The organism is Curtobacterium sp. ISL-83 (assembly GCF_018613895.1).
Lineage (GTDB): Bacteria > Actinomycetota > Actinomycetes > Actinomycetales > Microbacteriaceae > Curtobacterium.
This window is the reverse complement of record NZ_JAGGPH010000001.1, coordinates 1-23017: the sequence shown is the minus strand read 5'-3', so window position 1 is coordinate 23017 and position 23017 is coordinate 1. Positions and strand designations below refer to the sequence as shown.

The 23017-nt window shown below is 72.4% G+C and carries 18 protein-coding genes; 5 read left to right on the top strand and 13 right to left on the bottom strand.

Annotated features, from left to right (window positions below; genetic code table 11):
- Positions 1-31 precede the first annotated feature (31 nt).
- Positions 32-1075 (top strand): MBL fold metallo-hydrolase, encoded by a 1044-nt coding sequence (locus J7E22_RS00090; RefSeq protein ID WP_214977721.1) that lies wholly within the window; start codon positions 32-34, stop codon positions 1073-1075.
- A gap of 3 nt (positions 1076-1078) precedes the next feature.
- Here J7E22_RS00090 and J7E22_RS00085 read toward each other — a convergent pair whose 3' ends face one another.
- The 5 genes from J7E22_RS00085 to J7E22_RS00065 all read right to left on the bottom strand — a co-directional run bounded on the left by J7E22_RS00085 (position 1079) and on the right by J7E22_RS00065 (position 7944).
- On the bottom strand, positions 1079-1723 hold the full coding sequence (locus J7E22_RS00085; RefSeq protein ID WP_214977718.1) for an FMN-dependent NADH-azoreductase: 645 nt from the start codon (positions 1721-1723) through the stop codon (positions 1079-1081).
- A gap of 190 nt (positions 1724-1913) precedes the next feature.
- Positions 1914-3440: a putative Ig domain-containing protein gene (locus J7E22_RS00080; RefSeq protein WP_214977715.1), complete on the bottom strand. Its 1527-nt coding sequence runs from the start codon at positions 3438-3440 to the stop codon at positions 1914-1916.
- Between the two features lie 254 nt (positions 3441-3694).
- Positions 3695-5017 (bottom strand): hypothetical protein, encoded by a 1323-nt coding sequence (locus J7E22_RS00075; protein ID WP_214977712.1) that lies wholly within the window; start codon positions 5015-5017, stop codon positions 3695-3697.
- Between the two features lie 332 nt (positions 5018-5349).
- On the bottom strand, positions 5350-6918 hold the full coding sequence (locus J7E22_RS00070; RefSeq protein ID WP_214977709.1) for a hypothetical protein: 1569 nt from the start codon (positions 6916-6918) through the stop codon (positions 5350-5352).
- Positions 6919-7041: 123 nt separating this feature from the next.
- On the bottom strand, positions 7042-7944 hold the full coding sequence (locus J7E22_RS00065) for a LysR substrate-binding domain-containing protein (protein WP_214977706.1): 903 nt from the start codon (positions 7942-7944) through the stop codon (positions 7042-7044).
- Between the two features lie 82 nt (positions 7945-8026).
- Between J7E22_RS00065 and J7E22_RS00060 the strand changes: the two genes are divergently transcribed.
- Positions 8027-11491: a proline dehydrogenase family protein gene (locus J7E22_RS00060; protein WP_214977702.1), complete on the top strand. Its 3465-nt coding sequence runs from the start codon at positions 8027-8029 to the stop codon at positions 11489-11491.
- A gap of 163 nt (positions 11492-11654) precedes the next feature.
- Here J7E22_RS00060 and J7E22_RS00055 read toward each other — a convergent pair whose 3' ends face one another.
- On the bottom strand, positions 11655-12212 hold the full coding sequence (locus J7E22_RS00055) for a QsdR family transcriptional regulator (RefSeq protein WP_214977700.1): 558 nt from the start codon (positions 12210-12212) through the stop codon (positions 11655-11657).
- Between the two features lie 48 nt (positions 12213-12260).
- Here J7E22_RS00055 and J7E22_RS00050 point away from each other — a divergent pair, with 48 nt between their 5' ends.
- Entirely contained in the window at positions 12261-13442 is a 1182-nt protein-coding gene (locus J7E22_RS00050; protein WP_214977698.1) for an acyl-CoA dehydrogenase family protein, read from the top strand.
- 152 nt (positions 13443-13594) lie between these two features.
- Here J7E22_RS00050 and J7E22_RS00045 read toward each other — a convergent pair whose 3' ends face one another.
- From J7E22_RS00045 to J7E22_RS00025, 5 genes are all read right to left on the bottom strand, one after another.
- A complete protein-coding gene (locus J7E22_RS00045) occupies positions 13595-15757 on the bottom strand; it encodes an alpha/beta fold hydrolase (protein ID WP_214977697.1) in 2163 nt (720 codons plus the stop codon).
- A gap of 38 nt (positions 15758-15795) precedes the next feature.
- Complete coding sequence (locus J7E22_RS00040; RefSeq protein ID WP_214977696.1) at positions 15796-16668, bottom strand: patatin-like phospholipase family protein; 873 nt, start codon at positions 16666-16668, stop codon at positions 15796-15798.
- A 238-nt stretch (positions 16669-16906) separates the two neighbouring features.
- Positions 16907-17644: a trypsin-like serine protease gene (locus tag J7E22_RS00035; RefSeq protein ID WP_214977694.1), complete on the bottom strand. Its 738-nt coding sequence runs from the start codon at positions 17642-17644 to the stop codon at positions 16907-16909.
- A 92-nt stretch (positions 17645-17736) separates the two neighbouring features.
- Positions 17737-18765, bottom strand: coding sequence for an NADPH:quinone reductase (locus J7E22_RS00030; protein WP_214977693.1), 1029 nt, complete (start codon positions 18763-18765; stop codon positions 17737-17739).
- Positions 18766-18810: 45 nt separating this feature from the next.
- Positions 18811-19173: a helix-turn-helix domain-containing protein gene (locus J7E22_RS00025; RefSeq protein ID WP_214977692.1), complete on the bottom strand. Its 363-nt coding sequence runs from the start codon at positions 19171-19173 to the stop codon at positions 18811-18813.
- A 113-nt stretch (positions 19174-19286) separates the two neighbouring features.
- Between J7E22_RS00025 and J7E22_RS00020 the strand changes: the two genes are divergently transcribed.
- Positions 19287-19940: an NAD(P)-dependent oxidoreductase gene (locus J7E22_RS00020; protein ID WP_214977689.1), complete on the top strand. Its 654-nt coding sequence runs from the start codon at positions 19287-19289 to the stop codon at positions 19938-19940.
- A gap of 165 nt (positions 19941-20105) precedes the next feature.
- Here the strand turns inward: J7E22_RS00020 and J7E22_RS00015 are convergent, their stop codons facing one another.
- The gene (locus tag J7E22_RS00015; protein ID WP_214977687.1) at positions 20106-21431 is read right to left on the bottom strand and encodes an MFS transporter; all 1326 of its coding nucleotides are present in this window, start codon (positions 21429-21431) and stop codon (positions 20106-20108) included.
- 124 nt (positions 21432-21555) lie between these two features.
- On the opposite strand from J7E22_RS00015, the gene J7E22_RS00010 reads away from it, so the two are divergent.
- The gene (locus J7E22_RS00010) at positions 21556-22413 is read left to right on the top strand and encodes a LysR substrate-binding domain-containing protein (RefSeq protein WP_214977685.1); all 858 of its coding nucleotides are present in this window, start codon (positions 21556-21558) and stop codon (positions 22411-22413) included.
- 103 nt (positions 22414-22516) lie between these two features.
- On the opposite strand, the gene J7E22_RS00005 is transcribed toward J7E22_RS00010, so the two are convergent.
- The coding region (locus J7E22_RS00005; RefSeq protein WP_214977683.1) for a hypothetical protein at positions 22517-23017 on the bottom strand (501 nt) is incomplete at its 5' end.

The window sequence follows — 23017 nt, the reverse complement described above, 5'->3', positions numbered from 1 at the left end:
CCGGGGTCGGGTGCGTCATTAGGGTTGTCAGGTGACGACCGTGCCCCCGCCGGCAGCGCCTGCTCCGGAACCGATCAGCGCCGTGCAGGCAGCCGCCCGACGCGACGGTGTCCTGCCGCCGGCCGAACTCGTGCGCCCCGGCGTCTGGACCGTCTCGGTGCCGTTCCGGGCCGGCTTCCCGGACGCGACCCTGGTCTACGTGATCGAGGGGTCGGACGGTTCGCTCACCCTCATCGACCCCGGGTGGAGCGACGACGACGCGCTGCCCGCCCTGCGCGAGGGGCTCCGGGAGATCGGCCGCTCCCTTGACCAGGTCACCCTCGTCGCGGTCACGCACCTGCACGTCGACCACCTGGCCGCCGCCGCGGCGGTCCGGCGCGCGACGGGTGCGCGGGTCGCGATGCACCGGCTCGAGGTCGACGCGCTCCGGCGTGAGGCCGAGGACGGGCGGGCGAACGACGCCGACATCGCGACCTGGGGCATCCCGGAGTCGCTGCGCGCTGGTGTGGTGGACGCCTGGGGGAGTGGCCGCCGGATGGGCGACGGCCAGACGGAGGAGCCGTACGCCGACCTCCTGCTGGACGACGGGGACGTGCTCCCGATCGCCGGACGGACGCTCACGACCCTCTGGACGCCCGGGCACACCGCCGGACACGTGTGCTTCGTCGACGCAGCCGACGGCCTGCTCTTCACCGGCGACCACGTGCTGCCGCGGATCAACCCGGGGATCGGCCTCGGGGGCCGGACCGCGACGAACCCGCTGGGCGACTACCTCGCGTCCCTCGCCCGGCTCGACGAGTACGGCACGTACGAGGTCTGCCCGGGCCACGAGTACCGGTTCCGGGACGTCGTCACCCGGGCCCGGACGCTGGCACGCCACCGCGAGGAGCGGTCGCGCCACGTCGCTCGGGCGCTCGACGAGCTCGATGCCCCGACGCTGTTCGAGGTGGCCTCGCGCGTGCCGTTCAGCGGTGGCATCGCGTCGATGTCCGGGTTCCTGCTCGCGAGCGCGCTGACGCAGACCGCGTTCCACGCCGACCTGATCGGCCGGCTCGGCGAGCTCCGCCGGGGCTGACCCTCAGTCGAGCGTGGCAGCCAGGCGCTCCAGCGTCGTCCTGGCGTCCGCGTACTCCGCACGGGCGCGGTCCGCGAGCGGGGCCAGTCCGGGCAGGCGGTCGGCGAGGGTCGCGCTCGCGATCACCGGGTACACCCGCATGCCGAGGGCCGAGCCGAGGACGATGTCGAGCACCGGCGACCCGTGGTCCCAGGTCTCCGTCGGTGTGCCGACGTCGTAGGTGCCACCACGGGTGACGACCGTCACGACCGGCCGCCCGGCGAGGGGCTGGGCACCGCCCTCGACCGCGGGCGCGAGCACCCCGGGGACGTGGATGCGGTCGATCCACGCCTTGAGCGTCGACGGCAGCGTGTAGTTGTAGAGGGGAGCACCCACCACGACCGCGTCAGCGGCGAGGAGCTCGTCGATGACGGCCTGTCGCAGCTGTTCGGCGTCGGCGGGCACGACCTCCGCGTCGGTGCGGTCGGCCGCCGCCCAGTGCAGCGCCGACGTCTCGAGGTGCGGGAGCGGATCGGTGTGCAGGTCGCGACGGACGACCGTGTACTCGGGTCCGCGCGCACGCCAGGCGTCGGCGAACGCGGCGGTGAGGCCGCGCGAGCGGGAGTGGGCGAGGTCGGCCGAGGAGTCGATGTGCAGCAGGGTGGGCATGCAGCAACGCTACCGATCTCCGGCCGACCGCAGACGGAAGCGGCCCCGCGCCGCCGGGAGGGGCGGTGCGGGGCCGGGGGGGGGGGGGGAGCCTCCCGTCCGGTCCGCGGGCACGGATCGGACGGGAGACGCTGTCAGGTCAGCGCCCGTGGGCGCCAGCCGGTGACTGGATCAGCGCTGGGTGACTGGATCAGCGCTGGGCGCGACGGCGACGCAGCGTGCGAGCACCGATCAGACCGGCACCGGCGACGAGCAGGCCGAGCGCCCAGGGGAGCGCGCCGGTGGCGTCGGAGCCGGTGTAGGCGAGCTCGCCGGTGGTCGGCGCGACCGGGTGGACCACCGCGATGGTGGTCGCGGTCGGGACGACGGTGACCGCGAAGGACACCGAGACGTCCTGCTGTGCGACCGTGAGGTGGTGGGTCGACGCGTGCGGGAACGTCACCTTGTTGGCGAACTCGTTCTCGTCGAAGGAGATCTGGTCGCTCGCGACGTCACTCGTCACGACGGGCTGGACGTCGTTCCCCGTCTCGGGGTCGACCGGCGCGGTGTCGTTGCCGTACTGGTCGACGGCGTTGCCCTGGATCCAGAGCGACTGGCCCTGCTTCACGGTCGGCTGGCCACCGGGGGTGAAGGTCGGCTCGGCGTTGGGGTCGCTCGACACCGAGACCGTCGTGATGCTGCCGTCCGGCGCGATGATCCAGAAGTGCCCGGACTTGCCGCTGGTGAACAGTTCCTCGGACGACAGGTCGGTCGCGGCGGCCATGACACCGACGGCCTTGCCCGGGTTGATCGTGACGTCCACGTACTCGGTCGCGGTCGACGTGCCGTTCGACGCGATCACGGTGAACTCGTAGCTGCCCGCCGAGTAGGACGTGGCGCTGAACGCGCCCGTCGACGGGTCGAAGGTCACGCCGTCCGGCAGGTAGTTCGACGGCTGGTCCGTCGGGTCGGTCGGGTCGACCTCGTCCGGGTAGGAGTACCCGATCGAGTAGGTCACGGTGCCGCTGCCCTGCGCGACCGCGAAGTCGTGCGAGTACGCGGCACCGGCGGTGGCCGTGATCTCGAGGGGGGTGTCGACGGTGTTGGTCGCAGCGTCCGCGAACGCGACGTCCTGGGTGACCGTCGCGGTGGCGTCGGACGACGACGTTCCGGCCAGCGTGTCCGTGACCGTCAGGGTCAGGACGTGTCCGATGTCGTCCGTCGTCACCTTGTAGAAGTCGTCCGTGGAGACGACCGTGGTGGTCGCGTCGTCGCGGGTCCAGCTGTACGTGTGCGGACCGACGAAGCCGGTCGTCTCGGCGTGCAGCGTGACGCCGACCTTCGCGTCACCGGAGATCGTCACGGTGCCGGCCGCCGCGGGGGTCGCCGCGGGAGTGGAGGGCTGCGGCGTCGTCGCCGACGGGGTCGCGCTCGGGTCCGGGACGGCAGGCGCGAGCTCGACCGCGTTGGGCTTCGACGGCGCGGTCGTGATCGGCGTGGGGGCGCCAGTCACGGGAGCGTCCGGGCTGGCGCTCGCCGTGGGGCTCGGCGACGCAGCCGGGTCGGCGACGCCGGTCGCGGCATCGGTCGGCGACGCCGAGGCGGAGACAGCAGACGGTGCGTCGACGGCGTACGCGGTCGAGGCCGAGAACACGCCGAGGCCGGTGGTCAGGCCGACGAGGGCGATGGTGGTGCCGACGGCGCACGCGCGGCGGACGGCGGAGGTGTTGCGATGCACGGGTTTCCCCCCCAGGGGATCAGGTCCGGTCGGGTGCCGGATCATATGAATCCGCCGAGAATCGGCGTCTTCGGAGCGTACTGGCGTTCAGCTTCCCCGAGGACCGAGTTGACCGAAATGTGACCATGTTGGGGGTGCGTGCGGGGGACCGCACATCACCGGACCAGCAACGAACAGGAGGCGCGGTGCCAGCTGGCACCGCGCCTCCCGTCATCCCCGGGTCACCCCGGTTCACGCCCGGTCAGGGCCGTCGATCAGACGCGACGACGACGCAGCCGGTGGATGAGCAGCGCGATGCCACCGAGCAGCAAGCCGACGGCACCGGTCAGTGGACCGGACACGTCAGCGCCGGTGTAGGCGAGCTCGCCACCGGAACCCGCAGCGATCGTCACCACCGTCGGCTGCACGGTCACGAGGAACGAGGTCGTGGCCCCACCCTCACGGATGGTGATCGTGTGCGGAGATGCGTGCACGAACGTCACCGAGGACGAGTACTTCGACGGCAGCCACGTGATGCGGTCCGATGCGACCGAGCTCGTGACCGTCGACATCGGGACGCCGGCCCCGGTCCACGGGGTGGTCCTGTTGCCGAACCGGTCTACGGCGAGGCCGCTCACGTACAGCGTCGAGCCCTGCTGCGCGGGGATCGAGGTCACCGTCTGCTCCTTGGTCTCTCCCGGACCGTACTGGGTGATGGTGCCGTTCGGGGCGACCTCCCACGCGTTCGCGTTCGCCGACCCGGTGCCGACGATGGTGAGGACCCCGACGGGAGCAGCCGGCTTGACGGTCAGCTGGACCCACTCGGTGACCTGCGTGCCACCGCTCAGTGCGACGACCTGCAGGTCCTGGACACCGGCCTCGGTGGTGGAGCCGCTGAGGACCCCGGTGTCCACGTTCACCGAGAAGTCGTGCTTCGGCTCGGCCTGGAGCGCGTACCCGACGGTTCCGTTGCCCCCCGTCGTGTGGAACGTGTGCGAGAACGGCACGCCGGCGGTCGCGGTGAGCTGCAGCGGTGTCGTCTTGGTGGACGGCTCCGTGAAGGCCAACGGCGCCTGCGCGACGGTCAGGCGGACGTACTCCGTCACCTGCGTCGACCCGCTCAGGGCGACGACCTCGAAGGTGAACGTCCCCGCCGTCGGCGGTGTGCCGCTGAGCACGCCGGTCTCGACGTTGACGGTGTAGGCCGCGGACGGGGCGTCCTGGATGGCGTACGCGACGGTGCCGTTGCCGCCGGTGGTGTGGAAGGTGTGGCTGAACGGGGTGCCGACCGTGGCGGTCAGCGCGAGGGGCGCCGCCTGGGTCGACGGCTCCGTGAAGGCGAGCGGGGCCGCCGTGGGCGTCGCGCTCGGTGTCGCTGTCGTCGCGGCCGGTCGTGCCGTCGTCGACGCGTGCGTCGTGGACGGTGCCGGTGTCGTCGATGCGGGTGTCGCTGTCGTCGACGCGGGCGTCGAGGACGCCTCGGGTGCGGCGACGGCGCTGACCGCGCCGATGCCGAAGGCCGAGGATGCCGCGACGATGGCGACGGCTACGCCGACGGATGCCATGCGTCGAGCTGCGGACACGCGGGATTGCTGCATGAGATTCCCCCCTGGGAAACGAACTGAGGTGCCGGGGCGGGACCCGCCTCCGTGCAGTTGCAATCTAGGGCCTGGAGGCCCGTGGCGAGTGGTCGGAAATGTTGCGGTTTCGTCACGGAAACGCCGTTGTCACCTGGGGTTTTCCACAGGTCTGGTGCAGGGGTCCTCCCGGGCACAGCACGGAGGCACGGGGCGGGTCCTGACGGACGCGCTCCGTGCCTCCTGGTCGGGTCCTGGCGGACCGACCCCGTGCCTCCTGGTCGGGTCCTGGCGGACGGGCCCCGTGCCTCCCGGACGGGTCCTGGCGGACGGCCCCGTGCCTCCCAGTCGGGTCAGATCCGCCGACGGCGGAGGCGGTGCACCAGCAGGCCGGCGCCCGCGGCGAGCAGGCCGAGCGCCCACGCGAGCGGCCCGGATTCGTCCGACCCGGTGTAGGCGAGCGTGCCGTGGGGCGCGGCTCCGGTGTGGTGACCGACCGCTGACGCGGCAGTGCGCTGCTCGACGTCGACCGCGAAGGAGGTCGTCAGGGTGCCGTCCGTCACGGTGATGGTGCTCCGGCCAGCCTCCGGGAAACGGACGACCGTGTCCCATGCGCTCGTTCCTCCGGCGACCGCGTCCGAGGTGCGACTGCTCGTCACCGTCGGTGTCGGGGTTCCCGCCAACCGTGTGTCGTTGCCGTACGCGTCGAGCGGGGTGGTCGTGATGACGAGGGATCCGCCCTGGCCCAGACGGACCGCGTCGACCGGACCCGACGCGTCGTCGGACGCCTCGGCGAGGTAGCGCAGGAGTCGGCCGTCCTCGCCGAGTCCCCACGCGCCCGGCGCACCGGCGAGCGGCGCGTCCGAGGGGTCGTCGATGAAGAGCTGCAGGGTCTTCGCGGCGGCCGGACGGACCGACAGGTGCACGTACTCGGTGGCCGCACGGTTGCCGTTCGCGGCCATCACCTGGAAGTCGTACTCGCCGGCGGTCGTCGGTGCCCCGCTCAGGAACCCCGTGGACTCGTCGAGGGACACGGACTCCGGTGCGATCGGGTGGTCGTTCCCCGGGACGGGGAACGCCGTCGGGCCGGAGAGCAGGAGGTAGTGCAGCGCCGTCGCGGAGCCGGTGGCCGTGAACTGGTGTGCGAACCGTTCGCCGGCGGTGGACGCGAGGCGGATGGGAGCCTCGGGCGTCGACTGCTCGGTGAAGGCGATCTGGTCGGGCACTGCCGTCGTGGACGCCGTGGCGGGTGCTTCGCCCTGGACGGTGCTCGAGACGGTGACGGCGATGACGTGACCGGCGTCCGCGGGGGTGATCGTGTAGGTCGTCTCGGAGCCCGCGGGCTTGCCGTTGCTGGTCCACGCGGTGGTGGTCGCTCCCGTGAAGCCGGTGGTCGTGACGTGGAGGACCTGGCCGATCCGCACGGTCCCCGTGATCGTGGCGGTCGTCGTGGTCGCGGTGGGGGCGGCCGGGGCGGCCGGCGCGGTCGCGTCGAGGGTGGTCGGCGTCGGCGCAGCAGTGGGTGCGGGGGTCGCGGCCGGGTCGGCGGCGGACTGCGTCGCGGACCCGGTGGGCTCGGCGGTGGTGGGAGTCGTCGGTGCATTCTGGACCGTCCCGGCGGGCGGGGCGTCCGGGCTGCTGGTCGAGGCGGTGCTGGTCGAGTCGGTGCTGGTCGAGGCGGTGCCGGCAGCCCCTGGCGTCCCCGTGGTCGTGGTGGCGGGCGTCGTGGTGCCCGGTGCCGCCGCGGTCGACGTGGTGCTCGTCCGGGCGTCGCGCACCGATCCAGCCGCAGCGGGTGCGGCAGCCGGCGCTGCCGATGCGGTCGCGGCACCGATGCCGAACGCCGATGAGGTCGTGAGGACCACGACCACGGCGCCGATGGCGGCTCCGCGTCGGAACGTGGACGAGCAGGACTGTTGCATGGGATCCCCCTGGGTCGATGGCGGACACGGGAAGTGCCCTCACCAAGGAGATGTCGTCGCAGCGGCGGATGCGACAAGGTGGAGGTCACGAGTTGGTCACGACCTCGCGGTGCGTCGGTCGTGTCAGGCGGCGACGGAGGCGGCTGCCTGCTCGAGGGCGATCCGGAGCGCCCGCACCGCCGGTGACGACGCGGCAGCGGAGCGACCGACGGTGAAGATCGTCCGTCGCGGACGCTCCGGCAGGTCGAGCAGCCGACAGGTCGTCGTCCGGCCGGTCCACACCAGGTCCGGCATCAGCCCGACCGCGTTGCCGGACTCGATCAGGCGGATCTGCGTCTGCAGGTCGGCGGTCTCGTAGCGCACGTCTGGTTCGAACCCGGACCGGCGGCAAGTCTGCTCCGCGAAGTGTCGGGACGCCGTGCCCCGCGGTTCCATCACCCAGGGGAGTGCCTCGGCGTCCTCGAGCGATGACACCGGGAGCAGGGCCGTCTCGACCGGGGGCAGTGCCAACCGGACCGCGTCCGTCGTGAGGTCCGACCGCACCAGGCCGGACAGGTGCGGCGCAGCGTGGGCGGGGTACTGCTCCGCGATCACCATGTCGAAGTCGCGGGCCCACGTCTCGTGGAGCGCCGTTTCCGGCTCGCGCTGCACCATCTCGACACGGACGTCGGGGTGCTCCGTCGCCATCGCGTGCAGGGCACTCGGCATGAGGGCGAGCGCCGCCGACTGGAACACCGCGACCCGCACCCGGCCCTGCACGGTCGGCAGGGTCGACTCCACGGTGGCCTGCGCCTGCTCGAGCACGTCGAGCACGTGCCCGGCGGCCGCGACGAGGACCTCGGCCTGCGGGGTGAGCTGCAGGCGGCGTCCGGCGCGACGCAGGAGTTGGGTGCCGGCTTCGCGCTCGAGGACCGCGAGCTGCTGGGACACCGCCGAGGGCGTGAAGTTCATCGCCTCGGCCACGGCAGCGATCGTCCCGCGGATCGAGAGCTCCCGGAGCAGGGTGAGTCGTCGGACGTCGAGCATGTGGAAACGGTAGCTCAACTGAAGCGTATCCATCAGAAGTATTCGCTTCCGCTACCTCTTTCGGGCGCTCCACACTGATCGCATGACGAACCTGTCCGAGCAGCCGATGACCGAGCACGACGCCCTCGCCGACGAGTCGGTCGCGCTGGTGCGGCAGTGGCTCGCCGAAGCCGAGCGCTACCCGGCCGACGGCTCCGCCAAGCAGCTCGCCGGTGTGCTCGCGGACCCGAAGGGCCTGGCGTTCGCCGTGGGGTTCGTCGACGGCGTCGTGCGCCCGGAAGACCTCGGTGTCGCCGCACGGAAGCTGCGGGAGATCGCCCCGGACGCGCCCGGCTTCCTGCCCAGCGCGCTCCGCGGACTCGTGCGGTTGGGCGGCGGACTCGCACCGGGCCTCCCGGGGGTCGTCGTGCCCATCGCCCGGCGCGTGCTGCGGAACATGGTGGGGCACCTCATCGTCGACGCCACCGACGCGAAACTCGGCCCGGCCATCGCGAAGATCAAGCGCGACGGGGTCCGGCTGAACGTCAACCTGCTCGGCGAAGCCGTGCTCGGCGAGGGCGAAGCGGCCCGACGCCTGCAGGGCACGCAGCAGCTCCTCGCCCGCGACGACGTCGACTACGTGTCGATCAAGGTCTCGTCGACCGTGCACCCGCACTCCCCGTGGGCCTTCGAGCACGCCGTCGACGACATCATCGGGCAGCTCCGGTCGCTGTTCCGCCGTGCCGCGTCCTCCACCCCGGCGAAGTTCATCAACCTGGACATGGAGGAGTACAAGGACCTCGACCTCACCATCGCCGTCTTCACGAAGCTCCTCGACGAACCCGAGTTCACGCAGCTCGAAGCCGGCATCGTCCTGCAGGCGTACCTGCCCGACGCGCTCGCCGCGATGCAGCAGCTGCAGGAGTGGTCTGCTGCCCGCCGTGCTGGTGGTGGCGCCGGCATCAAGGTGCGGCTCGTCAAGGGCGCGAACCTGCCGATGGAACAGGTCGAGGCGTCCGTGCACGGGTGGCCGCTCGCGACCTGGCACTCCAAGCAGGATTCCGACACCAACTACAAGCGCGTCCTGGACTGGGCGCTCATCCCGTCCCGCGTTGAGAACGTCCGGATCGGTGTCGCCGGCCACAACCTCTTCGACGTGGCGCACGCCTGGCTGCTCGCCGGGCAGCGCGGGGTGCGGGACGGCATCGAGTTCGAGATGCTGCTCGGCATGGCGCAGGGACAGGCCGAAGCCGTCCGCCGCACCGTGGGGTCGCTCCTCCTCTACACGCCGGTCGTGCACCCGCAGGAGTTCGACGTCGCCATCGCGTACCTGATCCGACGCCTCGAAGAAGGCGCGTCGCAGGAGAACTTCATGTCCGCGGTGTTCTCGCTCGCGTCGTCGCCGACGCTGTTCGCCCGCGAAGAGCAGCGGTTCCGCGACTCCCTCGCACCGCTCGCGCAGCCCGGCGGTCTCGACGCCCCGGCAGCGCACCGTGTCGCCGACCGCTACGCAGCCGTCTCCCGTCCCGCCCCGGGGCGCTTCGAGAACACCCCCGACAGCGACCCGTCCGTCGCCGAGGTCCGAGCGTGGGGCGCGGCGATCACCGAGCGGATCGCGTCGTCGACGCTCGGCGTCCGCGGGGTCCAGGAGGCCCGGCTCAGCTCCGCCGAGCAGCTCGACACCGTCCTCGGTCGCGTCCGCGCAGCCGGGTCGGTCTGGGCCGGGTGGTCCGGAGCCGCGCGAGGCGCGGTCCTGCACGCCGTCGGAGACGCGCTCGAGGCGAACCGCGCGGCCCTCGTCGAGGTCATGGCCTCCGAGACCGGCAAGACGATCGACCAGGCCGACCCGGAGGTCTCCGAGGCGATCGACTTCGCCCACTTCTACGGGGAGCTCGCCGCGCAGCTCGACCAGGTGGACGGCGCGACCTTCACGCCCGCCTCCCTGACGCTCGTGACGCCCCCGTGGAACTTCCCCGTGGCGATCCCGGCCGGGTCCACCCTCGCCGCGCTCGCCGCCGGGTCCGCCGTGGTGCTCAAGCCCGCGCCGCCCGCCGAGCGTTCCGGTGCCGTCCTCGCGTCGGTCATCGAGACCGCGCTTGACGCGCACGGAGCCCCTGCCGACGTCCTCGCCTTCGTGCAGGTGTCGGAGGACGAGCTCGGGCAGCAGCTCATCGCGTCGCCGATGGTCGACCGGGTGATCCTGACGGGTGCCTACGAGACCGCCGAGCTGTTCCGCTCGTTCCGGAAGGACCTGCCGCTCCTCGCCGAGACGTCGGGCAAGAACGCCATCATCGTCACGCCGTCGGCGGACCTCGACCTCGCCGTCAAGGACGTCGTCGCGTCGGCCTTCGGGCACGCGGGTCAGAAGTGTTCGGCGGCGTCGCTCGTGGTCCTCGTGGGTTCGGTCGCGCGGTCGCGACGGTTCCGGTCGCAGCTCATCGACGCGGTGTCGTCGCTGACCGTCGGCCTGCCCAGCGACCCGACCACGCAGATGGGTCCGGTCATCGAGCCCGCCGCGGGCAAGCTGCTCGAGGGACTGACGAGCCTGGGTGCGGGGGAGTCCTGGGCGGTCCAGCCCCGGAAGCTCGACGAGACCGGCCAGCTCTGGACCCCGGGTGTCCGGGACGGCGTCCGCCGGGGCTCGGCCTTCCACCGCACCGAGTACTTCGGCCCGATCCTCGGCATCATGACCGCCGACTCCCTGGACGAGGCCATCGACATCGTGAACGAGGTCGACTACGGGCTGACCTCGGGCCTGCACTCGCTGGACGTCGGTGAGATCGACCGGTGGCTCGGTCGGATCCAGGCGGGCAACCTCTACGTCAACCGCGGCATCACCGGAGCGATCGTCCGCCGGCAGCCCTTCGGCGGCTGGAAGAAGTCGGCCGTCGGCGCCGGGACGAAGGCCGGGGGCCTGAACTACCTGCTCGGCCTCGGGTCGTGGACGCCCGCGACGGCGGCGGTTCCCGTGTCGACCACGCCTTCTCCAGCGGTGTCGTCGTTCGTCCGGACGGCGGGCATCGGCTCGGAGCCGCTCCAGCGGGCCGTGGTGAGCGACGAGCAGGTCTGGAAGGACCTGTTCGGCACGGCCGCGGACGTGTCCGGGCTCTCCGCGGAGCGGAACATCGCGCGCTACCTGCCGTACCCGACCGTGCACGTCCGCTTGGCGTCGACGCAGGAAGACGCGGTCGAGTCGCTCGTCCGGGTCATCGCGGCGTCGGTCCGCACCGGCACCGAGATCGAGGTGTCGACGGTCGGCCAGCTGCCGGCTCCGGTCGCCGCCGCTGTCCGGGCGCTCCCCACCCTGCGGTCCGTGGTCGCCGGTGAGTCGGATGCCGCGTTCGCCGCGCGGATCGCCGACGGTCCGTCGACCCGGGTGCGCCTCATCGACGGGGACATCTCCGGGCTGTACACCGCGGTGGACGGTCGGCCTGACGTCGCTGTCTACGGGGAGCCCGTGACCGAGGCCGGTCGGATCGAGATGCTGCCGTTCCTGCGCGAGCAGGCGGTGTCGATCACGGCGCACCGCTTCGGGACGCCGAACCACCTCACCGATGCGCTGATCTGAGCTGCGGAGCGGCTGCGGCCGCGGCTCCCTGTGCCGCGGGCGCTGCCGAGGCCGGCGCGGCCCCGCTGCCGGTGCGGCCGCCGCTATCCCCTGCGGGCTACCGACTCCGGGCCGTTGGCTCCGGGTCGGTGGGTCAGTGGGTCAGCGGGTCAGCCGGTCCCGGTCACGGGCGGAGGACGTACTCGTAGGCCGCCCGTGCCCGTGCGGGGTCCGGCCGCTCGCCGCTGATCAGGTCCGCGTACGTGAACGACTCCGAGATCCGCACGAGCAACCGGGCGAGCTCCTCGGCGGAAAGTGGCGCCGGGTCGAACGCCCCAGACGCCTGCTCGGCGGCGACCAGGTCGGTGACCTCGGCCACGAGCCGGCTCTGCACGTCACTGTCCGAGGTGGTCAGGAGCCGCAGGGCCCGTGCGGGCTCGCGCGTCAGGAACGCGCGGAAGTACGGCGCTCGGATCAGGTCGGCGGTGAAGCGGTCGAGCACGTCCACGATCCGCCGGGCGCCGGCGGGCGACGCGGCCTGGCGTGCGGCATCGAGCGTCGGGACGGCGAGCGACCACAGGATCTCGGACAGCAACCGGTCGCGGTTCCCGACCCACCGGAACAGGGACGTCCGGTCGACGCCGAGCTCGGTCGCCAACGCACCCATGTCGATCCGCGAGCCGGCGATGAAGGTGTGGCGTGCCTCCCGGAAGGCGCGGAGCGCACTCTCGTTCGTGTACACAGCGTTCCTCCCTTGCAACGTTTCCGAGAATGATGCATCGTTGCTTCCATGTCAACGCCGTCGCTGCTCGAGTCCGACTTCTACCGCTTCCAGGAACAGTTGACCGACCAGGAGCGCGAGTCCCTCGGCCGACTCCGCGAGTACCTCGAAGCCGAGGTCGTGCCCATCGCCAACGACTACTGGGCCCGTGCCGAGTTCCCGATGCAGGTCATCAAGCCGCTCGCCGACCTCGGGATGTACGGCCCCGGGGTGCCCCTCGTGCGGCAGTTCGAGAACTCCGCCGTGTACCGCGGGTGGGCGGCGCTCGAACTCGGCCGCGTCGACGCGGGCGTGGCGACGTTCATCGGGGTGCAGTCCGGCCTGGCGATGAACTCGATCGCCGTCGCCGGCAGCGAGGAACAGCAGGAGGAGTGGCTGCCCCGGATGGCCTCCGGTGAACTGGTCGGCGCGTTCGGGCTGACCGAACCGCTGTCCGGCAGCGACTCGGCCCGGGGCCTCCGCACCACTGCGCGGCGTGAGGGCGACACGTGGGTGCTGTCCGGCGAGAAGCGCTGGATCGGCAACGCGACCTTCGCGGACGTCGTCGTGATCTGGGCGAAGGACGTCGCGGACGAGCAGGTGAAGGGGTTCCTCGTCACCACCGACAGCGACGGCTTCACCGCGACGAAGATCGAGGACAAGATCGCCCTCCGCGGCGTGCAGAACGCGGACATCGTGCTCGACGGGGTCCGCGTGCCGGAGTCGCGTCGACTGCAGCACGCCGACTCGTTCCGCACCACGGCCGAGGTGCTCCGGCTCACCCGGACCGAGGTCGCCTGGCAGGCCATCGGCATCGCGATCGGCGCCTACGAGGCCGCGCTCGACTACGCCCGGAACCGGATCCAGTTCGGCAAGCCCATCGCTGCGCACCAGCTCGTGCAGGACCGGCTCGTGCAGTCGCTCGCGAACATCACCGCCTCGATCGCGCTGTGCACGCAGGCGTCGGCGATGCAGGACGCCGGGGTCGGCGGCGACGAGCACTCCGCGATGGCGAAGGCGTTCGCGACGGCGAAGATGCGGGAGACGGTGGCGTGGTGCCGCGAGGTGCAGGGCGGCAACGGCATCGTGCTCGACAAGGGCGTGGCCCGGTTCTTCGCGGACGCCGAGGCGATCTATTCGTACGAGGGCACGCGCGAGGTCAACACGCTCATCGTCGGTCGGGCGATCACGGGCCAGGCCGCGTTCGTCTGAGGCGGCGGCCCGTGCGGCCAGTCCGGTGGCTGGTGCGGCCCGTGCGGCCAGTCCGGCCTGCTGGTGCGAGGTTGTTCGCCCCGTGCGAGGGAACAACCTCGCACCGACCGACCAACCTCGCACCGACCGGGCCCCCGGCCCCCGCGCCCGACCTACCCCAGCAGCTCGGGCCGCTCCCACTCCTCGCCGAGCACGTGCTCCGCGAGGAACGCGAACACCGTCTCGTACCAGACCACCGCGTGCTGCGGCTTGAGGATCCAGTGGTTCTCGTCCGGGAAGTAGAGGAACCGGTGCGGCATCGACCCGTCGGGACCCGCGTGGTGCTCCGCGAGCTCGGACCACAGCCGCAGCCCCTCGCCGATCGGCACCCGGTAGTCCTTGTCGCCGTGGATGACGAGCACCGGCGACGTGATGTCGGCGACGAACCGGTGCGGATCGTTGTCGTGCATACCGGCCTCGTCGAAGATCGACTGCCAGTACTGCGACATGTCCGTCGTCCCGTTGAACTGCTCGAGCGCCCACAGGCTCGCGTGGGTGACGATCGCACGGAACCGGTCGGTGTGCCCCGCGACCCAGTTCGCCATGTACCCACCGAACGATCCGCCCATCGCAGCGGTCCGGGTCTCGTCGATGTCATCGCGGCCGACGACGGCGTCGGTCATCGCCATCAGGTCCGTGTACGGCGCCTGCCCCCACGCGTTCCACCCGCGGTTGATGAAGTCGAGCCCGTAGCCCGTCGACAGCGCCGGGTCGGGCAGCAGCACGGCGTACCCGCGGGCGGCGGCGAGCTGCGGGTTCCACCGCCACGACCACTGGTTCCACGAGTTGAGGGGGCCGCCGTGGATCCAGAGCAGCAGCGGGTGCGGGCCGTCGCCGTGCTCGGCGGACGGCAGGACGAGCCAGCCCCGCACGCGGGTGCCGTCCGCCGTGGTGGTCTCGACCTCCTCCAAGCGCCCGGGCACGTCCGGCAGCGCGGCCGGCGTGGCGAGCGGGGTCACGGTGCCGTCGGTCGCGATCCGGACGGGGTGCAGTGGGGCCGCCCAGGAGGCACGGAGCGCGACGACGACACCCGTCGCCTCCGCCACGCGCAGGCTCGAGTACGCCCAGTCGTCGTGCGTCAGCTGCTCGGCGGCGGCGCCGTCGAGTGGCAGGCGGAAGATCGGTGCCCGGCCGTCCTGGTCGGCGGTGGCGAGGACCGCGTCGTCGCCGTGCTCGAAGACGAGCTCGTTCGGCCAGCGGTCCCACTCCGTGGCGATGCGACGCGCGTCGGTGAGGCCGTCGGAAGCGAGGCCAGCGACCCAGACCTCCTGCTCGGTGGCACCGGCGGGGGTGAAGCGGGCGGTGCGGACCCAGGCGAGGGTGCGTCCGTCGTGGCTGAGCGTCGGCGTCTCGTGGTCCACCTCGGGCTCGTCACGGAGGACCGTCCGCGTACCGGTCGCGAGGTCGATCGCGACGAGGACGGAGCGGGACCCACGGGTCTCGTGGACCGCGACCGCGGCGACGAGCGTGGACCCGTCGGGCGTCAACACGCCGGCGACGTGGTCGAGCGACCGTCCGGGGGTGGGCGTGAGGTCGCGCGGAGCGGGGAGGTGCGCCGGGTACACCGGGCCGTCGGTGCGGGGGGCCGAGCCGTCGTCGGTGGCAGCCGCTGCGGGCGCGCCCTCGGCGTCGGCAGACCGACCACCCTCGGCCGTGGCGGCACCCGCGGCGTCGGGCTCCCGCAGCGTCGCGAGGTCGAGCGCCAGCGCGTGGGTCTCGTCCGGCCCGAGGTCGTGGTCCCAGAACCGCACGGGGTACGTCTCGTGCAGGATCGCCCGCACCTTCCGGTCCTTCCGCCGGGCGCGGAGCCGGGCGTCGGCGGCGATCACGGTCTCGCGGTCCGATCCGGCACCGGGCAGCAGGTCGGCGGTGATGACCACCGTGTCGGCACCGGCGGCCGTGGTGAGCACGCCCCCGACGCCACCAGCGAGCCGGGTGACGGGGCGGGCCTCCCCGCCGGTCGCGGGGAGCAGCCAGAGCTGCGCGGAGTCGTCGACGGCACCCGGCTCGCTGTCGGCCCGGCCGGACACGAACAGCAGGTCACCGTTCCGGCGGAAGGCGATCCCGCCCTCGCCCTTCGCGGAACGGGTCAGGCGGACCGGGTCGGCGGCGGCGTCCGTCGCGGACACCGACCAGACCGCACGGCGGGAGCCGGTTCCCTCGCCGTCGAGGGCACTCACGGTGAGGGCGACCCGGGTGCCGTCGGGACTCACCGCGATCCCGTCGACCCGAGGGAGCGCGGTGTACTGGTCCAGATCCGAGAACGGCGTCGTCATGCCACCACGCTACCCAGACGCCGCGGCGGACTGCCCGACTACGCCCAGAACGCGGCGAGGCCCGCGGCCAGGGCGGCCCCCTGCGTGCGTCCGGCATCGGAGGCCGGCGCCTGCGTCGAGAGCGACAGCGAGTTCGGTCCGAACGCCTGCTGCGCGGTGCTGTCCGCGACCACGACCTCGACCGAACTGCCTCCGGCCCGCAGGCGCTCGACCGCGATGTCGAGCCACGGTCCGAGCGGCGACGGGCCCTCGGCACCGCACGCGATGACGAGCACGCGCTCGTACCCCGCGGCGACGTCGGCGTTCGTCGCGGAGCGCAGGCCGCCGTCCATGTACGGCGTGCCGTCGATCGTGACCGGGGACCACACGAGCGGCACCGAGCAGCTCGCGGCGACGGCGCGGGGGAGCGGGATGCCGTCGGCCGCGGTCAGGACCCGGAACCGGCCGTCGGTGGCGTCGATCGCGGTGACCGCGAGGGGCTTCGCCGGCCACTCCGTGCCCGGCAGGGTGTGCGTGAACGTCTCGATGCGCTCCTCGTCGGACTGTCCGCCGGTCAGCTGCTGGGCCGCGGCGCCGAGTCGGGCGCGGGCGTCCTGCTCGCTGGTCGCTCCGCCGAGGATGCGTTCGAGTTCGCCCTGGAAGGCCTCGCCGTCGAGGACCGGAGGCTCCACGTAGGTGGTGGGGACGGGGGCGTGCAACTGGTCGAAGCCCGCCTGCACCGCGCCGTACCGCACGAAGGCGCCGACGACGCTGCCGGCGCTCGACCCGACCACCAGGTCAGCGGCGTCCAGGTCCACCCCCGCGTCGTGGAGTGCGGCGAGGACTCCCAGTTCCCAGGCGATGCCGGCGACGCCGCCACCTCCGAGGACGAGTGCTCTGATTCCGGGGGTGGGCGTCGCGAGGTCCGTCATGTGTCCTGCTTACCAAGCAACGGGTGTCGCCGTGCCGTGGAACGCGCGGAACGTCGGACGGGAGGCTCCCCACCGGTCACGGCCGGACAGCCGCTGGCGCGTCTGTCCGGAACCGGCCGGCGTGGGCCCAGTTGCCAGCTGGCACCGCACCTCCTGTCCGACGCTCGGTCGGCGTGCCCGCGCAACGCTTCGCGTCGCCGCCGAGCGGGGCACGTCCGTCCACGGATCGGTCGCGTCGTCAGACGCCGGCGGTGGAACGGATCCAGCTGGCGCTCTGCGACAGCACCGCGTAGTTCGACCCGGCGTGCGTGTTCGCGCCCGGGTCGGCCACGTCACCGGTCGAGCAGACGCCGACGACCTTGCCCGCGACCACGAGCGATCCACCGGAGTCGCCGTGGTTCGACGCGCCCGAGACGCCGGTGACGTGCTGCGCCCGACCGCGGTAGGCGTCGGTCGACGCCCCGGTCAGGTTCACGCTGGCCTGGTACAGCCCGGTCGTCGGGACGCTGTTCGCGCGGTTGCCGTACCCGAGGATGGTGCCCGTGCCGGTCGACTTCGGGGTGAAGGTCAGGTCGAGCGGGGCGTACGAGGACAGCGGCTTCGCGGTCCGCAGGTGCACGAGTGCGATGTCCCCGGTCGGTGCGGCGTACAGCCGGTCGGCGGGCGTCGCGGTGCCGCGGTTCGTCGTGCTGTTCGACTGGTAGACGTTCATCGCCGTCGTGCCGTCGACGCAGTGCTTCGCCGTCAGGACCCAGGAGGCGTTGAGCTGCTCGCCGGTGCACCCGTAGGAGTCCGTGCCGCCCTGCTGGAAGATGAGCTGCACCTCCCACCGGGTGCTCGGTGCCTGCGTGCCGCCGATGACCTGCGGCGAGGCCGTGGCGGCGTTCGCTGCGGTGGCACCGAGGGAGCCGCCGACGATGGTGAGGGCCGCCGCGGCGGTGAGGGTGAGGACGCGGAGCGTCAGTCGCTGCTTCATGACGACGATGCTCCGCGACCCTCCTCCGGGGGACAAGTCGGCGTTGCGGAGGACAACTGCGTCACCCTCAGCCGGCGCGGCGGCACCGGGTGCTACGCGGGCTGCACGTCGATGAGCACCTTGCCGACCGTGTCCTGCTCGACGGCGTCGTGGGCGGCGGCGGTGTCCTCGAGCGCGAACCGCACGAGCGGCAGCCCGGCGTCCTCACCCACCGGCAGGACCCCCTCGCGCAGGGCGGCGGTGATGTCGGTCGCGGCCGCCGTCAGGGCGTCGTCGCCGATCGTGTAGAGCAGCAGGAACTGGTACCGCGCGTTCACGCTCATGTTCGGGCGGATCGGCAGGGTGGCCTCGTCGCCGCCGTTGTTCGCGTAGATCGACACGACCCCGTGGTTCGCCAGGACGTCCGCGACGAGCTCCGCGTTGTGCGGGATCGACACCTCGACGACGATGTCCACGCCGTCGGGGGCGATCTCACGGATGCGCGCGGCGGCGTCCTCGTTCCGGTAGTTGACGGTGTGGTGCGCGCCCGCGGCCGAGGCGAGCGCTGCCTTCGCGTCCGAGCTGATCGTCGTGATGACGGTCGCACCCGCCCAGCGGGCGAGCTGGATCGCCGCGTGGCCGACGGCACCCGCGCCGCCGGCGACGAGCACCGTGCGACCGTCGAGCGCACCGGGGGACAACCGGGCCGGGCCGGCCTCGTGCGTGGTGAGCGCGCGGTGGGCCGTCATCGCCGGGACGCCGAGCGCGGCGCCGACGTCGAACGACACACCGTCCGGCAGCGGGACAGCGCGCTCGGCCGGCACGACGGTGTACTCCTGCGCGGTGCCGGTGGGGCGGCTCGCGGCGGCCATGAACAGCCAGACGCGGTCGCCGACCGCGAGGCCCTCGACACCGTCCCCCACGGCGTCGACCACGCCGGCGCCGTCCTGGTTCGGGGTGATCTCGGGGAACGGCAGGCCGTCGCCGTAGGTCCCGCCCTGCCGCGCCTTCCAGTCGGTCGGGTTCACGCCGGACACGACGACGCGGACGCGGACCTCACCGGCGCCGGGCTCGGGGACGTCACGCTCCTCGAGCGTCAGGACGGACGACGGGCCGGGCTTCGAGTAGACGACAGATCGCATGTCCCCAGGCAACCACGCGGGCCCTCGGCAGACCCCGGCGGGCGCTCAGCGAGCGTCGTAGTCGACGCGCGAGTCGCTGACCTCGGCCATGTGCTCGGTGGCCCACCGCTCCAGCGGCTCGAGCACCGTGCGGAGCGAGCGCCCGCGGTCGGTCAGTTCGTACTCGACGTGCGGCGGGATCTCCGGGAAGACCGTGCGCGTGACCAGACCGTCGCGCTCGAGTGCCCGCAGGGTCTGTGTGAGCATCTTCTGCGACACGCCCTGCACACGGTGCGCGATCGCGGAGTACCGCTGGGGACCGTCGGCGAGCGTGCCGATCGTCAGGACGCTCCACCGGTCGCCGATGCGGTCGAGCAACTGGCGCGAGGGGCAGTCGGCGGCGTAGGGCGAGTACTCGAGAGCGGACACGATGACCTCCGTTACGCACCACGAGGTGCCTACTTACCCAAAGAGAGTAACACCCGTACAGTGAGTGTCACAGCGCCTCGACCAGGCGCACCAGCTCCACGAAAGGAACGCCCATGACCAGCATCGTCGTCATCGGTGGCACCGGCTACGCCGGCTCCGCCATCACCCGCGAGGCTCTCTCCCGCGGCATCGCCGTCACCGCCGTGGCCCGCGACACCTCCAAGCTGGAGCCGGCCGAGGGCCTGACGCTCGCGCAGGGTGACGCCTTCGACGCGGACTTCGTCACCTCGGTCACCGCCGGGGCAGACGTCGTCATCGTCTCGCTGCACGCGGTCCAGGCCGACGGCAGCGAGCTCAAGGACCGGTTCCAGCACTTCGTCGACGCCGCAGCTGCTGCTGGCGCTCGCCTCGGCGTCGTCGGGGGAGCCGGGTCGCTCCTGGTCGCCGAGGGCGGCCCGCGCCTGGTCGACACCGAGTCGTTCCCGGACGCCTTCAAGGCCGAGGCGTCGAGCCACGGCGAGATCCTCGAGCGGCTCCGTGCCGGGGCGTACACCGGCGACGTGGACTGGTTCTACGTCAGCCCGGCGGCGGCCTTCGGCGGCTACAACCCCGGCGAGCGTCGTGGCACGTACCGCACCTCGGACGACCTGCTCCTGACCGATGCCGACGGCAACTCGGACATCTCCGGTGAGGACTTCGCGATCGCCGTCGTCGACGAGGTCGAGACGCCGACGCACCACCGCGCCCGCTTCGGCGTCGCGTACTGACCCCCAGCCGGAACCAGGTTCCGGACACGGCACCGCGTCACGCCGCGGTGCCGTGTCCGTTCCGCGGGTCCGGTCGCGATGGCGCCCACCCGTCGGACGGGAGGCGCGGTGCGCGGTTCGACCCGCGTGACCGCGCCGCACGCGCGCGGCGCCGCGCCGCACGCGTCAGCGGTGCCCGACGATGCTCGGCAGCGGCAGGTGGTGGCGGACGCGCACCTCGACGTGGAGGCCTCCGCGTCGCGCGAGCACGAGCCCGACGATCGCCGCCGCTGCCGCGGGCACGCTCCCGGCGACGACCATCCCGACGTGCGCCCCGAAGTGGTCGACGATCTGCCCCATCAGCGGGCCACCGATCGCCTGCCCGCCGAGCAGCACGAGCACGTACAGCGACATCACGCGGCCCCGGATCGAGACGTTCGACGACAGCTGCACGAGTGAGTTCGACGCGGTCTGGAACAGCAGCTGCGACATCCCCACCGCGACGAGCGCCACGGTGAACGGCGCGATCACCGGGATCGACCCCGTGACCACGAGCAGCAGGCCCGTCCAGAACACGCCGCCGACCACGGTGCGGAGCCGGATCACCGCCCGCCGCGTCGAGAGGAGTGCCCCGGTCAGCGCGCCGACGGCGACGGCGGAGTTGAACAGGCCGTAGCCGCCGGCCCCGACGTCGTAGACCTTCGACGCGAAGGCGGACAGCAGTACGGGCATCGTGAGCGCGAACACCGAGAAGAACGCGACGAGGATCACCGGCACGATGATCGTCGGCTTCCGGACGGCGTAGCGGAGGCCCTCGACGAGCTGACCCTTGCCCCGCGGCGCCGGTGGAGTGCGGTGGAGCTCCGAGGTCTTCAGGAACCCGAGCGTGATGACCACGGCCACGCAGGCGATCGCGTTGATGCCGAACGACCACCCGGCGCCGACGGCGACGAGGAGTGCGCCGGAGAGTGCGGGGCCGATCATCCCGCCGAGCTGGAACACGCTCGAGTTGACGCTGATCGCGTTCCGCAGGTGCTCGTGCCCGACGATCTCGGTGACGAAGACCTGCCGGGCCGGGTTGTCGATCACGGTGACCATGCCGACCAGGAACGCGATGAGCCAGATGTGCCAGGCCTGCACCACGCCGGCGAGCGTCAGCGCCGCGAGCACCGCCGACAGCACGGCGAACAGGCCCTGCGTGATCATCATCAGCGCACGCTTCGAGAACCGGTCGACGAGCACGCCGCCGAGCAGCCCGAACAGCAGCATCGGGGCGAACTGGCACGCGACGGTGATGCCGACCTGGGCGACCGAGCCGGTGAGCTGCAGCACGAGCCAGTCCTGGGCGATGCGCTGCATCCACCCGGCGGTCATCGCGACCAGGTTGGTGGCGGTGAACAGCCGGAAGTTCCGCACGGACAGCGCGATGAGCGTGTGCCGCCACGGCGGTCGTTCGGCCTGGACGGGCAGTGGTTCGGTGGGTGGGGGGAGGGTCGTCGGTGACGCGCTCACGGTGTGGGGATCTCCGGACGTCGACTGCGGAACTGGTACCCCAACGAAACTACGTGGTCGCGTCTCATTCGATACCCGTATGGTGGCTATCACTCCATTGCGATGTCGAATGAGGGGAGCCGCCGTGCTCGATCCCGTCCTGCTGCGAACGTTCCTGGCGGTCGCCGAGACCAGCAGCTTCACCCAGGCCGGGCAGCGCCTCGGCATCAGCCAGCCGACGGTGTCGCAGCACGTCCGCCGTCTCGAGACGGCCGTTGCACGCACCCTCGTCGCGCGGGACACCCGGGGCGTGGCGCTCACGGACAACGGTGACGCGATGGCCGGCTTCGCGCGGACGATCCTCGCCGCGCACGCCACGGCCGACGCCTACTTCTCGGGCGCGGCAGCGCGTGGTCGCCTGCGGTTCGGAGCGGCCGACGACCTCGCGATCACGCAACTCCCACGGATCCTCCGGGACTTCCGACGGCTGCACCCGCACGTCAACCTCGAGCTCACGGTGAACCAGTCGGCGCCGCTCCTCCGCCGGGTGCACGCCGGTCAGCTCGACCTGGTGTTCATCAAGCAGACCGCCGGTGTCTCGGCCGAGGGCACGCGGGTCGCCACGGACCAGATGGTCTGGATGGCCCAGGACGGCATCGCGCTCGAACGCGACGAACCGGTGCCGCTGATCGCCTACCAGGCGCCGAGCATCAGCCGCCAGATGGCGATCGACGCGCTCGAGGCCGCGGGGCGGACCTGGCGCATCACGTGCAACACCCGCGACGTGAACGGGGTGCTCGCGGCGGTCCGGGCCGGGATCGGCGTCGCCGTGTTCCCGCACTCGCTCATCCCCGCGGACCTCGTGAAGGTGTCGCAGCGGCTGTCGTTGCCGGACCTGCCGCCCGTCGACTACGTCCTGATCGCCAACCCGACCGTCCAGCCGGAGCCCATCGAGGCCCTGACCAACGCGATCCTGTCCCGCGGGGTCGTCCGCGCGGTCTGACGCTCCGAGCCAGCCCGGCGCAGCGAGCGGGATCGCCGCACTGAGCGGGCCCGGCGTACCGAGCGGCCCCGACGTGCCGAGCGGGCCCGGCGCACCGAGTGCGTCAGGGCGCGAGCGTCGGGACGGACCCGGTGCCCGTCAGGTCCGGCAGCGTGATGCCGGCCATCGGCAGCAGCGCGGATGCCACGGCCCAGAGCAGCAGCAGGGTCCCGACCCCGCCGAGCACCGCACCGAGCAGCGCGATCGGACGCTGCCACGTGGCAGCCGGGTTCCGGAGCGTGCTCACCGACAGCAGGAGCGCGAGGGCGCCGAGCGCGATCCCGACCCCGTGCACCGTGGTCGGTGCGAGGAACCACCAGGCGGCGAGTCCGAGGGTCGCGATCCCCGCCAAGGCACCGAGGAGCGCTCCGGGCGTCGCGCCGACGGCACGGGTCGCGCGGGTCGCACCGGGTGCACCGGATGCACCGGCGTCGGCACCGGCCTGGAGGCGCGGCTCGGCTCCGTCGACGGCGGTCGCCACCGGCGTCGGTGCGGCTCCGGTCCGGCGCGGTGTCCGCGGGGCGCGTCGGCTCGCCTTCTGAGGCCGCGGGCCACGGCCGCGCGG